The 14,220-nt window shown below is 45.9% G+C and carries 14 protein-coding genes and 1 pseudogene; 7 read left to right on the top strand and 8 right to left on the bottom strand.

Annotation, left to right across the window (positions count from 1 at the left end; translation table 11 throughout):
* Positions 1–27 precede the first annotated feature (27 nt).
* A complete protein-coding gene (locus tag JFT58_RS06485) occupies positions 28–438 on the bottom strand; it encodes an HPF/RaiA family ribosome-associated protein (protein ID WP_003188815.1) in 411 nt (136 codons plus the stop codon).
* 213 nt (positions 439–651) lie between these two features.
* Positions 652–1,599 carry a LysR substrate-binding domain-containing protein gene (locus JFT58_RS06480; RefSeq protein WP_054897740.1) on the bottom strand — a complete coding sequence of 316 codons (948 nt, stop codon included), beginning with the start codon at positions 1,597–1,599 and terminating at the stop codon, positions 652–654.
* A 137-nt stretch (positions 1,600–1,736) separates the two neighbouring features.
* Here JFT58_RS06480 and JFT58_RS06475 point away from each other — a divergent pair, with 137 nt between their 5' ends.
* From JFT58_RS06475 to JFT58_RS06465, 3 genes are all read left to right on the top strand, one after another.
* The gene (locus tag JFT58_RS06475; RefSeq protein WP_054897739.1) at positions 1,737–3,113 is read left to right on the top strand and encodes an L-serine ammonia-lyase; all 1,377 of its coding nucleotides are present in this window, start codon (positions 1,737–1,739) and stop codon (positions 3,111–3,113) included.
* A 61-nt stretch (positions 3,114–3,174) separates the two neighbouring features.
* Positions 3,175–4,464 (top strand): serine/threonine transporter, encoded by a 1,290-nt coding sequence (locus JFT58_RS06470; RefSeq protein WP_047712654.1) that lies wholly within the window; start codon positions 3,175–3,177, stop codon positions 4,462–4,464.
* 277 nt (positions 4,465–4,741) lie between these two features.
* Positions 4,742–5,059 carry a DUF3509 domain-containing protein gene (locus JFT58_RS06465; RefSeq protein WP_034128674.1) on the top strand — a complete coding sequence of 106 codons (318 nt, stop codon included), beginning with the start codon at positions 4,742–4,744 and terminating at the stop codon, positions 5,057–5,059.
* Here the strand turns inward: JFT58_RS06465 and JFT58_RS06460 are convergent.
* Positions 5,056–5,307 (bottom strand): annotated as a pseudogene (locus JFT58_RS06460) (phosphate-starvation-inducible PsiE family protein); the annotation flags it as partial. The gene JFT58_RS06465 and the pseudogene JFT58_RS06460 overlap by 4 nt on opposite strands.
* A gap of 63 nt (positions 5,308–5,370) precedes the next feature.
* On the opposite strand from JFT58_RS06460, the gene JFT58_RS06455 reads away from it, so the two are divergent.
* The 3 genes from JFT58_RS06455 (at position 5,371) to JFT58_RS06445 (ending at position 9,667) form a co-directional block, all read left to right on the top strand.
* Positions 5,371–7,113, top strand: a complete 1,743-nt coding sequence (locus JFT58_RS06455; RefSeq protein ID WP_198834332.1) for a recombinase family protein — start codon at positions 5,371–5,373, stop codon at positions 7,111–7,113.
* Positions 7,114–7,757: 644 nt separating this feature from the next.
* Positions 7,758–8,120, top strand: a complete 363-nt coding sequence (gene mobC / locus JFT58_RS06450; protein WP_198834331.1) for a plasmid mobilization relaxosome protein MobC — start codon at positions 7,758–7,760, stop codon at positions 8,118–8,120.
* A complete protein-coding gene (locus JFT58_RS06445; protein WP_198834330.1) occupies positions 8,117–9,667 on the top strand; it encodes a relaxase/mobilization nuclease domain-containing protein in 1,551 nt (516 codons plus the stop codon). Before mobC ends, JFT58_RS06445 begins: the two co-directional genes overlap by 4 nt.
* A gap of 26 nt (positions 9,668–9,693) precedes the next feature.
* On the opposite strand, the gene JFT58_RS06440 is transcribed toward JFT58_RS06445, so the two are convergent.
* The 5 genes from JFT58_RS06440 to JFT58_RS06420 form a co-directional block, all read right to left on the bottom strand.
* A complete protein-coding gene (locus tag JFT58_RS06440; RefSeq protein WP_198834329.1) occupies positions 9,694–10,230 on the bottom strand; it encodes a hypothetical protein in 537 nt (178 codons plus the stop codon).
* Positions 10,231–10,535: 305 nt separating this feature from the next.
* Entirely contained in the window at positions 10,536–11,177 is a 642-nt protein-coding gene (locus JFT58_RS06435) for a hypothetical protein (RefSeq protein ID WP_198834328.1), read from the bottom strand.
* 18 nt (positions 11,178–11,195) lie between these two features.
* Positions 11,196–11,861, bottom strand: coding sequence for a hypothetical protein (locus tag JFT58_RS06430; protein WP_198834327.1), 666 nt, complete (start codon positions 11,859–11,861; stop codon positions 11,196–11,198).
* A 17-nt stretch (positions 11,862–11,878) separates the two neighbouring features.
* Positions 11,879–12,247 carry a hypothetical protein gene (locus JFT58_RS06425; protein WP_198834326.1) on the bottom strand — a complete coding sequence of 123 codons (369 nt, stop codon included), beginning with the start codon at positions 12,245–12,247 and terminating at the stop codon, positions 11,879–11,881.
* Positions 12,238–13,188, bottom strand: a complete 951-nt coding sequence (locus JFT58_RS06420) for a hypothetical protein (protein ID WP_198834325.1) — start codon at positions 13,186–13,188, stop codon at positions 12,238–12,240. Before JFT58_RS06420 ends, JFT58_RS06425 begins: the two co-directional genes overlap by 10 nt.
* Positions 13,189–13,657: 469 nt before the next feature.
* On the opposite strand from JFT58_RS06420, the gene JFT58_RS06415 reads away from it, so the two are divergent.
* Entirely contained in the window at positions 13,658–14,092 is a 435-nt protein-coding gene (locus JFT58_RS06415; RefSeq protein WP_017848685.1) for a hypothetical protein, read from the top strand.
* Positions 14,093–14,220: the final 128 nt, after the last annotated feature.

The raw sequence follows: 14,220 nt of genomic DNA, 5'->3' as shown, positions 1-14,220 counted from the left end.
CCGTTTTCATTGGGGGAATGGAAAAAATCAGCCGTTAATGGCAGCGTTTTCGTTTTCCAGGAATTCCTCTTCCAAAGCGTCTTCGTTCACTTTGTTGATTGGCTGGTTTTTACCGGCAGCGCGCGGCTTGCCTTGCAGTTTGCCAAACAGATGTTCCAGTGCGTGGTCGAGCTTGACTGCGGCGCCATCGATCGCTTGCTCCAGCGTATCGGCTTTATGGCACACGGAAACTGGTTGATGGCCCTTTGGCCGTGCTTCCAGGCGGCAACTCAAATCGTGAGGGCCGGGCTTGTCGCCGTTCTCGTCTCGCAGGTAGACCTCTACACGGGTCAGGTCTTCTTCGTAGCGTTCGAGCGTGCTCTCAATGGTAGTACGTACCCACTCCTCCAGTCGGATGCTGCTTTCAATATGGTTATCGCTATTGACTTGGATTTGCATAGTTCTTCCCTTATTTCAGCTAGCTCGCCAGAGGTCACAAACTGCAACACCGGGGTGGTGAAACCATGACCTCTTGATTACACAATTGAGCACCTGCTGAAACATTTCAACCCCTTTGCAAAGATAAATCCTACATTACAAATTAACCCTGACGACGAGCAAAAACGCTGGTAGGGTGGGGAGTTAGTTACAACTTCTTACGTTCTGTTTTCCTCACAATTGCCCCTCTCCCAACGGGTGCAAGCTGCGAAAAATCCCCGCTTCCTCCACCAGCCAGTCATGCACCGCACGCACGCCCGGATGGTTCAACGCGCCCGGCGCATACAGCAGCACGTAGCGTTTATGGTTGGGCACGGCCAGGCCGAACGGCACGATCAAGGTGCCGCGCTCCAGCTCATCGTTCAGCAAGGTGCGCCGCGCAATCGCCACGCCCATGCCGGCGATGGCGGCTTCGATAGTCAGATGATTGCGGTTGAAGGTGTGCCCGCGCCGTACGTCGGCACCGTGGTAGCCGATGGCATTGAGGTAAAACTCCCATTCGGCATATTCATAACTCCCACGCCAGGCCGTGATGTCGTGCAGCAGCGGGAAATGGGCCAGATCCGCCGGGCCATGCAAGGGTGGGCGGCCACGCAACAGGCTGGGGGCGCACACCGGGAATATCTGTTCGTCCAACAGGGCTGTGGATAACAATCCAGGGTAGCTGCCGTCGTTGAGGTCGATGGCCAGGTCGAAGTCGCCTTCATGCAGGGCGATGCTGCTGTCTTCGGCGACCATGCGCAGTTGAATGTCCGGAAAGCGCTGCTGAAAACGTGGCAGACGCGGGGTCAGCCACTTGCCCAGAAATGAGGGGATAGAACGCAGGCGCAAGGTGCCGCTGATCATCCCGGCGTCCAGGCGCTGCAGTTCGGCATCAATGCTGCCATAAGCCTCACCCACCACGGCCGCCAGGCGCTGCCCCTCGGCGCTGAGTTCAACGCCTCGCGCACGCCGATGAAACAGTCGAAAGCCCAGGCGCTCTTCTAGCTGGCGAATTTGTTGGCTCACCGCTCCCGGCGTGATGTGCAGTTCCTCGGCGCAGCGGGTGAACGATAGATGCCGCGCAGCGCAGGAAAACACATGCAGCCAGACATAGGTCTGGCCATGGAGGGGGCGAGTCATAGCGTTTAGTCCTGCTAAAGGGTGTCTTAGGATAATTCGTTGGTCAGTACCGATCCAGAGGCTCAGTATCGCGCCAATTCCGCCTGCTCTACAAAACATGGCAGCGATTTCTACTCCATTGCTTGTAAGGCTTTAGCATGGCTATCAGTGTTTTCGATCTATTCAAGGTGGGCATCGGCCCTTCCAGCTCCCACACCGTTGGCCCGATGCGCGCTGCCGCGACATTCGCCCAAGCCCTGACCGACCTGCATTTGCTCAGCCAAACCCGTCGCGTCGAAGTGCGCCTGTATGGCTCGCTGTCCGCTACCGGTGTCGGCCATGCCACCGACCGCGCCTGTGTCATGGGCTTGATGGGTGAATGGCCAGATCGCGTCGACCCCACCTCGATCAATGCGCGTATCCAGCAACTGCGCGAGTCCGGCCAATTGCTGCTGGCGGGCTCTCAGGCAATTGCTTTCAACTGGCACACCGACTTGCTGCTGCTGGACGAAAGCCTGCCGTACCACCCCAACGCCATGTCCTTGCACGCCTATGGCGACAGCGGCCTGCTGAGCGAACAAACCTATTACTCGGTGGGCGGTGGTTTCATCATCGAAGCCGCCGAAGCTGCATCAGGCATTGCGCCGACCAGCGACGTGCAATTGCCCTACGACTTTTCCAGCGCCGTAGAACTGCTGGCCTTGTGCAACAAGCACGGCCTGCGGGTATCCGAGCTGATGATGGCCAACGAACGGGCGTGGCGCAGCGATGAAGATATCCGCAGCGGCCTGCTGCATATCTGGTCGGTGATGCGCGAGTGCGTGGAACAGGGCCTGCGCGATGAAGGCATCCTGCCCGGTGGCCTGGATGTGCCCCGTCGCGCCGCGAAGTTGCATCGCAACCTGTTGGAAATCGGTAAGCCCAACGTGATCACCTCGACCTTGTCGGCGATGGAATGGGTCAACCTGTTCGCCCTCGCCGTCAACGAAGAAAACGCCGCTGGCGGGCGCATGGTCACCGCCCCGACCAATGGCGCGGCCGGGATTATCCCGGCAGTGCTGCATTACTACATGAAATTCAACGCCGACGCGTCTGACGACGACGTGGTCAATTTCTTCCTGGCCGCCGCTGCCGTCGGTATCCTCTGCAAGAAAAACGCCTCCATCTCAGGCGCCGAAGTCGGCTGCCAGGGCGAAGTGGGCTCGGCCTGTGCCATGGCCGCCGCAGGCCTGGCCGATATCCTCGGTGCCACCCCGGAGCAACTGGAAAACGCTGCCGAAATCGGCCTGGAACACAACCTCGGCCTGACCTGCGACCCGGTCGGTGGCCTGGTGCAGGTGCCGTGCATCGAGCGCAATGCCATTGCGGCGGTCAAGGCGATCAACGCCACGCAGATGGCCCTGCGCGGCGACGGCAAACACTTCATCTCACTCGACCGGGTGATCCGCACCATGCGCGATACCGGCGCCGATATGCATGACAAATACAAAGAAACTTCACGGGGCGGCCTGGCGGTCAGCTGGGTGGAGTGCTGATCGGAGCACTGCTACCCGCCCCAACGTGAGCCCGCGCAAAAATAATAACGAGGCAATACCGATGACTGATGTACGTACACCTGCTGCCGAAAATCCCGATGTCAGAGAAAACACAGTAACCACCGGTTGGACCAAACACGACACCACCTGGATGCTCGGCCTCTACGGCACCGCCATCGGCGCGGGCACCCTGTTCCTGCCGATCAATGCCGGCGTCGGTGGTTTCTGGCCGCTGATCGTGCTGGCGCTGCTGGCCTTTCCGATGACCTTCTTCGCCCACCGTGGGCTGACGCGCTTTGTGCTGTCGGGCAAATCCGGCGACATCACCGAAGTGGTCGAGGAACACTTTGGTGTCGGCGCCGGCAAGCTGATCACCCTGCTGTATTTCTTTGCGATCTTCCCGATCCTGCTGGTGTACAGCGTGGCGCTGACCAACACCCTGGGCAGTTTCATGGAGCACCAATTGCACATGGCGCCGCCGCCACGGGCGATTCTGTCGCTGGTGCTGATCCTCGGCCTGATGGCCATTGTGCGCTGTGGCCAGGGCGTGATCGTCAAGGCCATGAGCGTGCTGGTGTACCCCTTCGTTGCCGCCTTGCTGCTGCTGGCATTCAGCCTGATTCCCAACTGGAACGGCGCGTTCTTCGCCTCGGCCAGCGAAGGCATGCCGCTGCCGCTGTTCTTCAAAACGCTGTGGCTGGCGATCCCGGTGATGGTGTTCTCGTTCAACCATTCGCCGATCATCTCCGCCTTTGCCGTGGACCAGAAGCGCGTCTACGGCGCCCAGGCCGAGCGCAAAAGCAGCGGCATCCTGGCCACCGCCCACGGCATGATGGTGCTGACCGTGATGTTCTTCTGCTTTAGCTGCGTGCTGGCGCTGTCACCGGCTGACCTGGCCGCTGCCAAGGCGCAGAACATCTCGATCCTGTCGTACCTGGCCAACCACTTCCAGACGCCGGTGATTGCCTACGCCGCACCGTTGATCGCGCTGGTGGCGATTACCAAGTCCTTCCTGGGTCACTACATTGGTGCCAGCGAAGGCTTCCAGGGGCTGATCGTCAAATCCCTGCGTGGGCGCAACCGTTCGATGTCGTCCAAATGGCTGGAACGCTGCACCGCGTTGTTCATGGTGCTGACCTGCTGGGCCGTGGCCACCTTCAACCCGAGCATCCTGGGCATGATCGAAACCATGGGCGGACCGATCATCGCGTGCCTGCTGTTCCTGATGCCGATGTACGCCATCCGCCGCGTGCCATCTTTGCGCCAGTATTCAGGTCAGGTATCGAATGTATTTGTGGTGGTGATCGGGCTGATTGCGCTGTCTGCGATCGTTTTTTCCGTGATGCCCTGAATTGGCTCACTGATCTCCAAAAACAGCAAAAAAAATGTGGGAGCGGGCTTGCTCGCGATTGCGGTCCTTCAGCCAAGTACTTGTTGGCTGATACACCGCAATCGCGGGCAAGCCCGCTCCCACAATTGGATTTCTGTGACGGGTAAATCACTGTACGGCACGGCCCTTGCTGTAGAACTTTCGAGGAAAACGGAATTTGGCCAGTGGTCAGGCGATGCGAACTAATCCCGACACCGGCCGTCAATGACTGCATGTTCTTATCAGGCGGTAACGCACCATGGACAATCCTTTTCAGATCATCACCGACACGTTCAGCCCCCAATACCGCGTCAACCTGAGCATCCAACGGCTGGACGGCAGCATCATGCTCACCCTCTCTGACGAGACTGGCGTAGTGGCCAAGCGCATGATCAGCGCCGAACAACGCAACGACCCGCAACGCCTCAGGCGCCTGGTGCAAAGCATCCAGTTCGGCATCGCCATCGAACAGGGCCACAGCGCCGTGGAAATCCTGGAGCTGATGACGGACGGCGACAGCCACAAACTCCTGCAGCGACCGCCCGCCCGTACCCTGCCCTTCAGCGTCGGGCTTTAAAGCTCGCCTTTCTCGGTCTCAAGGCTCGCTTCGCCCTTGCGACGCGGGCTTTCGACCTTCACCGAAGGGAAGGCCGACGACGCATAGCGCACCACCAGGATCGCAAACGCCAACAGCAAAATGCCGCCGCACAGGTAGATGATGCCCAGGTCCGGCGGGTTGTGGTGGGACACGTTGGAGATCAGCAAACGCGTGAGCGCGGTGATTGCCACGTAGATCAGAAAGCGCACCGGCATGTGGTTGGTCTTGACCTAGTGGCTATTACTCACACATGCCACCGGGTAGACTTCCACCATTGCTGAGGATGATCTATGCCTACTGGATACGCCTACATTCGCTATTCGACCCGTCGCCAAGGTGCAGACGACAAGGACAGCGTAACCCGTCAAAAAGCGAGCATACGAGCCATTGCAGCCCGTCACGGGGTCGAGGTTCCCGAAGAAAATTTCTTCTATGAAAACGGCGTTTCTGCCTATACGGGTGAAAACTCAAAGACCGGCAAACTAAAAGACCTCATTGATCAAATCGAAAATTTGAGCATTGCCCCCGGTGATTTCGTCTTCGTTGAGAGTATTGATCGATTAAGTCGCCAAAGGCTTTTGCAAGCAAAAGACCTTGTTTATGGGATTTTGAAAAAAGGCGTGATCCTTGTAACTACAATGGATGGTTACATTTATAAGTTACATGAAGATCAAGCCGACATAATGAAGCAAGATATTATGCTTACGGTTATTTCTTCCCGTGCTCACGAAGAAAGCTTGACTAAAAGTCACCGTAGAAAATCCGCTTGGAAAAAAGCGAAAACAGAAGCAGAAGAAACAGGAATTGTATTCAATAAAAACCGTTTGCCTTACGGCGTCATTTTTGATGAAAAGACGAACACCCTTGTAATTGATAAGAAAGCACAAGAAGAAATCGAATTTATTCTAGAAAATCTAAAACGCGAAGGCGTTACATCTACGATTAAGAAAGCCAATGCCTTTGCGGCTATCAACTGGACACAGGCCCGAGTTAAAGACATATTCGATACAAAATACGTCTTGGGCTATTTTATGTCTCAAACGAAAATCGACGGGAAAATGGTTTTAGATAAACACATCGAAAACTATTATCCAAAAATTGTTTCTGCTTCATTATTTCTTGAAGCAAAAGAAGCAATGACCAATCGAAAGGTTAAAAAACACCAAGGAAGAGTTACACAAAATAATGCAAACATCTTTCGTCATTCTTGCTTTTGTGAGCGTTGCGGAAAATCTCTTGTCTTTATGAACAACTACAACAGCAAAGGAAGTCGTTATTTTTACATGACATGTCAACAAAATATCGAAAATGGAAATTGCAAAAACCGCTTTCGATATGACCTAGCTGTTAAATTGTTTCTTGACACCATGCAAGAATTCGACAGATTGAACAAAAAATCCGTATTACTTGAACCTATCGACGTAACTCAATACGCCAACCTCGACGAAGAAATATTGAGAGAAATCGAAGAAGTGAACAAGTCTTTATCCATGATTAGTGATGGTTCTTCGGGAGCCTTCAAGCTAGCCAAAAAATTTGTTGAACTGTCAAAATCAAATAAAATTGAAGACACCAAAACACGGCAAAAACTCAAAAAATTACGAGATCGTCAAAGCGATCTTGAAATCAGTGTTGAAAACCTAAACAAATCCGTCGGAACCATTAAAAGCGGCATCATTCCTAGTGCAATTTTAAATCGCCTTTCAAAAGAAGAAGTAGAATTAAACGAAATCAAAGAAGAAATTGAAAAACTTGCCATCTCAAAAAACAAAAGAAAAGTTCAGGAACTTGAATTCACTAATCTGGATAAGACAATCGACTTTTTGAAAACAGAAGAAGGTCGGTTGAACATCATCAACTTCCTAACTTCCAATAACATACGTTTTAGCTTCGAATATATCAGTGACACCCTAAATTCAACCGCTTACGTTAATAATGAGCGAATAGGTCAATTAAGCACCCAGAATGATAACAAATCGGCCCCGCTTGGAATTTATGGCTTTGATAATTTAGGCAATGTATTCACTCAGTAAAAAATCTAACCATCAAACGTATTAAAGAGGCTGTCATTTATTTGATGGCCTTTTTTTATGAAGTCTAAAAATCAAACGGTAAAAGAGTACATAAAAGGTCTGATCATCAAACGTATTATGTCGGACACCTTTAAAATTTGTCGGACACTTTTTTGTCATACAGATTTGTCGGACACTATTGAAAACATTAAAATATATGATACAACATTTATAGAAGTCTATTAAAGAACAGGCAAGCAATGGAAACGTCCGACATTTAACTTCGTTAAATTGTCGGTCATAAAAAACACTTCGTGCTTTTTTATTCCGTTTCCTACTTGAAATTTACGCACTTCGTTTGAAATTTAGAAGCAAAAGCAAGCCCCCTGTAATGCTTCGACATTACAGAAAAATCAAAAGACTAACCATGAGGAATATTATGAATGATGACGACAATGAAAGCAGCTACGAATATAAAGGTGATGATGTAGGAAATTGTGTTCGTTGCGATGAGGACACTTGGAACGGCCATTCTCTTTGCAGAAATTGCAGAGAGACTGACGAGATACAAAGAAGATGGGACGACCTCGAAGATTAAAACAGCAGCACCACGAACAATAGGCCCCGGCCTTTGTTCACCAAATTAAATTTCGATCAGGAGAAACATGGCACAAGACAAAGTATCAATAAGAATTTCAAAAGAAGACATGGAAAAATTCAACACCCTCGCTTCTAGTCTTTCAATGACTAAAACAGCAATAATCAAAAAGATTGTTAACGATGGCTTTGCTCAAACAGTCGAAATCACCAACGATGATCTTCTCGCTTCTTTTTCAAAAATCGAAAAAATGCTCGAAAGCATTGGGAACAATGTTAACCAGATGGCGAGGAAGGTGAACGCTGGCGGCAGGTTCACAGAGCAAGACAGTAAAACACTTGAACAAGTATCTGACCGCTTTGAAAAGCTCTATGACTTCGTTGCAACTAAAACGAAAAAAGCAGTAATCAAAAAAAGAGGTTCAAAATGATCAGGGACGTAAAAAGCAAACTCCCTGATAATGCGGCGACCACTCGCACAATGAATTACATTTTAGAAAAAGCTGAGTTGGTTGGCGGTAGTGAAGCAAAATTTGACAACACCAGCATGGAAGAATATGCGGAATTCGGGGCGAAGAAATTCAGGCAGGTTAACAACAAGTATCAATCTAAAAATGGCCGAACTCAGGAAATAGAAGCAGTACATGAGATCATCAGTTTTCATACTGATGACAAAGTTTCGCCTGAAATGGCCCGTGATTTGGCTTTAACCGTTTGGCGTAATGTGCTTGATTTGGATAATCGAAAACACCGTTGGGCTGTTCATACTGACACCGACGAAATTCACGTTCATCTTGTTTGGAACAAAAGAGACAACAAAGGAAACCTTTACACTCAGCATAATGATTTTTCTTTTTTTGAAAAAGCCTGTCAGGAAATTGAAGAAGAATATGGTTTAAAAGTCGTTGAAAACAGAAAGTCTTTAAATCCCGGAATGCCTACCAGCCCCAAGCCGTCGAACGAATACAGGCTTGAAAATCGCGGTATCAAATCAGAGAAGAAGAAATTTAAAGAAGCTGTAAATGCTTCGACTGACAAAGCTATGACCGCTGGCGAGTTCCTCGAATTTCTAGACAATGATGGCTTCACGTTGATCACCAACGGGAACAATGCCTATTCCCTGGAGAAAGACGGCGTGACCTTCAAAGCCTCTGAGGTAGGAGCGTCCTACAAAGCTCTTAAAGCCCGTTTTGGCGACGATCCCCAGTTCTCCGACACGCTTGCACGTCTTGGAGTAAAAACGGCTCCTGTGCGTGATTATGGAAGCATTGGCGGCGATTTTCATGATGAGCAATTAAGCATCACGGAAAAAAGGATCAAGAAATCTAATCGCGTTGTAGATACTCGCTTCGATACGCCTGATGGTCATGATTTTTTTTACAAAGGGACGAATAAGAAAGCGTTTGAATATGATCCAGTGGCGGGCCGTGCTGACTTCAACACTAACAGCCCGATGGCGATCAAAGCAGGCTTGCAGAAGCTCACAGAGAGCGGCAACCCACAAACCTTACACCTCAATGGCAATGACGATTTTAAGCGTAACGCATGGCTAGAATTCCACATGATGGGTCTTGACCAAAAAGGTTACTCGCTCAAAGGTTTTGAACCTACTTTGACAGATAAAGCACAGCTTGAAAAATTGAAGATTGAAAATCCGGCTTTTAAGAAGCCAGAACAAGAAAACAATATCACAGGCTCATCAACAGATTTCACATCAAAAAATGATGCTGTTTCTAGTGCCAAAGGGAGTGCGAAAGAAGTCGCATCAACAACGATGGATGCAGCGGTCGGTTTGCTTGATGGTTTAGTAAAAGCTGCTGTTGATGTGTTAACTTCGAAAGACACCGTCGGCCTTCAAAGTGAAATGCTTTCAGAAATGCGAGTGCTTGCAGCACAAGCAGAAAGTAAAAAACAAAATGCTGAAAGTGAGCATCATCAAAATAAAAGAAGCCGACTTCAAAAACCTAGCCCACATTAAAAAAACGCCTTAATGGCGTTTTCTTTTTATTTTTTATCTGTTTGGTATCGTGACCAAATTTTATCAGCTTGTGTGCTTACGTCAGTCGTTAAAGAGCTTATAAACATATCAACTATCGAGCTGCTGTACCTTTCGACACCAATTGAATAATTTGAAATATTCAATCTTGCCACTGAATTACCAAAATTTATCAATGCCGCTTTGTTTGTAAATTTCCCAATTGACATAACCATCAAAACACATTTGTCATTTATAAGCGGCGAAATGTATTTTACGGTTACGTCTAAATTTTGTGATGCTGCGATACTGATAACGTCTTGCTTTGCACTGGCACACATGCTTTCTCTTGTCGGTTCTTCCGGTTTGGCTGGCTCTTCTGGTGTCGTTGGATTTGAACCATTACCACCACCCACAACACCACCATCAGGGACACCAACCCACGCCAAAGTATTATCAGGCAATGACCCGCCTAGCTTTGCTTCTATTGGTATGTAAATTTTATAAGCTGCATTGGCTGACATTGAAGCGAATAATGCGATTGTTAATAGTGAAATCTTGATCATTGTGATACCTCATCATTATTGTTGTTTGTTTGTTCTTTCTCTTTTTTTGCCATGATGTGCATTTTGAAAAGTAAGAAAATAGCGAAGCCCTGTATTGCAAATAAAAAAAACAAATCGCGTGGCGGTATAGCTTCGGGCATTAAATATGAAACAGAAATTAAATATCCGCTAACGATGATGATTGCAAAGTGAGAATAAAAAAGAATTGTAGATTTTTTCATGTTAAAAAAGATGTTGTTAATATTATTATATATAATAATATTAACAAATCAAATACGAACAAGAAGCCCTTTTTTGGGGCTTGTTTATTTGCTCGATTTATTTAATGCTCTTTCTTGATCTTGCAATTTAAAAACGTTTTCAAAATGCTTTTCTTGTATTGGGTTTAACTTTTCGTAATATTCACGATTTAGTTCATTGGTCCATTCTGGTGTATAAATTACGTCTTTATACTGTAAATATACTTTCCAGCTTTCGACTTCATATCTGCATTGTTCTTCTTGATAAAATCCCATTTTTGCAATGCTAGAAAGAGCGGCTAGATTGTCGCAACCTCGCCCAAAGTCTCCGAATTCTTTTACTTCAAAACTACATTTACCGGGTGAAATAATAGAAACGTCGATGTGTTTTGTCGCATCATCGCCCAAGATCCCCGTAGCTTTTTCGTAAACTTCTTGCACGCAGGTTATGACAGGCCCTTTCGGTGTATGTACATATTTTGGGGCTGCATCCGCTCTTGCTTGGGCTTCCTGATGTTCCTGCGTGAATTTTCTATCCATCTCCCTTTGTTCTTCATCCGCTTCACGTATTAACTGCTCATGTGTTTTATAGTTTGCTTTATTGTTCGCTACAATTTGCTCGTATGTGCAACCATTGTCACATAAGTAACTAGCACCAAAAGCATTAACTGAGAATAAAAGCGGTAAAAGCAACATCATTTTTTTCATAATTTCTCCCATGGTTGTTTAAAAGTTAATTCCTATGCTTTCGAGCGTGTTGATTGCCATTTGTGCGGTGTGCGGTATATCGACAATCAACGCAGATGCAAACATGGTTATAATGGGTTTGCCGTAGCCGCTTTCTTTTGATGAACCGTTAGCTACTTGCACCAATCCGTATGCTCCCACTAAAAAATAAATCAGCCCTATAATTTGAAAAATTCCAATGATAATTTGTATTTTATCCATGAATATTTCAGCGGTGTTACCGCTTGAAAGCTTCTCTATACGGCTTTTTAATTCACCAGTGAGGCCAGATAATTCAGTGCTCATGCAGCTATCATTTATCCTGCCATCGTCAACAACTAAGCAAAACTTTTCAGCACTGAATAAAGTTGCACCAAAGACACTCAAAGAGTTGGAGCTATTCATCATGATGACCCCTACTAAAATCGCCATAATAGGAGCACTGAAAATTTTGGTTTTTTCGTTATTGTCTGACATGGCTTTAATCTTGTATCCACCCGAAACCAGCAGGATTAGACCGATTAAAAATGAGACTATGTAGATCAATTTTTGTATAGCAGAGATTAATTCAGCCTGAGCCTTAACAGCGGCGTCATTGCCGAATGCGAACGCAACGGCAGGAAGGAAAAGCAGCGTTAAAAAAGTGATTATATTTCTTACATTCATTTGCCCTCTGATCGATGTTAAACCGTTGGCGGTTTTGGGTTCATTTTTGGTGCTGGATTGTTAACAACTCCTTTCATCATTTCGATCATATCTTCCATGGCGTAGTGGTAATCAAGCTCACTTATTAACTCACCAGTAAACGGATTGAAAACTAGACCCCCCTTGATCTTATTTTCGATCAGTTCACTATTTTCAATAGATGTTTGTGCTAGCGATAACAATTGATACAGAGCTTTAATGTCCTTTATTTCGCCCAATTTTGATGAGATAGCCGCTCTTATCACGTCGCTTTTTATCAAGTGTAAAAGTGCCTCAATTCTCATTATCAAAGCTTCTACTATAAAGCCGGGCGATTGCGGCTTTTGGTCTTCTTTTTTCATACCCATTCTTCGTCTCCATCATCTGTTAATTTTGGTTCTTCAATTTCTTCTCCAATCTTAGATTTTTTGACCTTTATTGGCTTTTTGAAAGCATCTAAATTCTTAGCAGCAACGGCCTTTTTTTTGCCTAAATCCGTGTATAGCGTCTTGTATGTGTAATCAACTTTAAACGTTAAGGTTTTCCCCGATTTCTTCCCAAGCTCTTTCACTTCTTCGTATTTTGTTATTAGCTCTAAGGCTAGCAACGCATCATTCGCTTTACGAATATGCATCACGAATGTTTTATCTAGGGTTTTCGTTGAGACATTAAAACGCTTTCTTAAATCAGAAACTTCAAAATGATTGGTTGCGTTCTTTCTATTGCAAATATACATAATATATAAAATTCTTTGGTATTCGTTCTTTAATAGCTTCAATATGTCTTTGGGAATGTCATACAGATATTCAAGCTCGTTAAAAAACTCAATAAATTCTTTGCTTAATCTTATCGTTGTTGTCTTCTTATTGACTTTACGAAACTCGATGAATTTGAACCCGTATCTGTTGTTTATTCCATCTTCTTTCTTGCTATAAGAAACATCAATCGAGCTTAACTTTTCTTCAATTAGGTTCGTGTAAACGTCTTTTACAAAACTATCACGATGGTTCGGATTGATATTCAAAAGCTTGAATATTTCGGCATTATCAAATTCAAATGTATTCGATTTTTTTAAATATGCTTTTTTCATGATGAAAAGAAAGACTTCAAAATCTCTTATCACAGACAAATTAACTGACTTTAATTTTATTTTTCGTAGTTCTCCAAACTCTTTAACTTCAATGTGGCTTTCTGTTGAAGCTGAGTTTTTTGGCGTAAAGAACGGAAGTGCTAAAAATAATTTAGGCACTGAAATGTAAGTTTCTAGTGTGGCTATCTTCCTTTTTTTCTCTGTAATGATGTATTCCATAGTTATAAAATCCTTAATTCATATATATATCAAACCATAATTTTTACCTTTTTCAATAGCTAACGGCAAAATAATTACACAAATGTAAAACCATATTTTAATGCTATCGTTTTTATCCTTTGCTTAATGAAAAAACGGACACAATTGATTTTCGATCTTACAGTTAACTATAACCACAAACGTTGTTTTCGATGTTTGCATTACAGTTAACTATAACCGGCCATTTGCGATTTCTGTGATTTTTGCGGGTTTTTTTGAACGTTGCGAGAGGGTAAAAGATATTTACTACGTAAATGTATATATAGAATATGAAGGCAGAAGGTCAAAAGCTCATCTGGTGGATCTAAAATCTTAAAACCTAAATCGTTAAGAGCTTAAAAAATAAAATGCGTTAACCCAAGCATCTGTTTTTGACAATTTTCATCAAGATATTTATGATCCTGAAAAACCACCACATGGATCGTCTCAAATGTCTAAATTGCTTGATCTACTGGCACAGCAAAAACACCTTGAAGAGCAAATCAAAAGTCTTCAATCAAACGAAGAAGAAGCAAAGGTCATGAAATTTGTCGAAGAGCTTGAAGCCCTTCGCAATAAATACGGCTATACGGTGCCCGCTTTTGTTGGTGTGGTGCATTCCCTTCACGGTTCTCATATCCCCGCTAAAACACCTAAAAGCGTGAGCGTGAAGACCACAAAGGCGAAAGCCCCGAAGTTTAAAGTTAAGATCGATGGCGTAGAGACGATCTTACAAAGCAAGAAAGCCGGTGCCGTTGGCAAGACCATTGAAGCCCTAGGCTTCACGACATACGCTGATTATTTGAATGACCTGATCAAGAAAAACAAGGTGGCCGACTTCGACGCCTTGATCAAAAAATTGAACGGCGTTCCTGTCGCTGACTGATATTTTTCATGAAGATTTAAAGCCCCTTGATTGGGGCTTTTTTGTGCCTGTTGGGTTTAGGCCCTTTCTTTTGACAAATAATTTTTCAATAAAATATCGTCAATTTTATTTTAGAAAATCTTGTAAAT

The sequence above is a fragment of the Pseudomonas sp. MF6767 genome, assembly GCF_016405475.1.
GTDB lineage: Bacteria > Pseudomonadota > Gammaproteobacteria > Pseudomonadales > Pseudomonadaceae > Aquipseudomonas > Aquipseudomonas paracarnis.
This window is presented reverse-complemented; position numbering and strand designations above follow the sequence as displayed.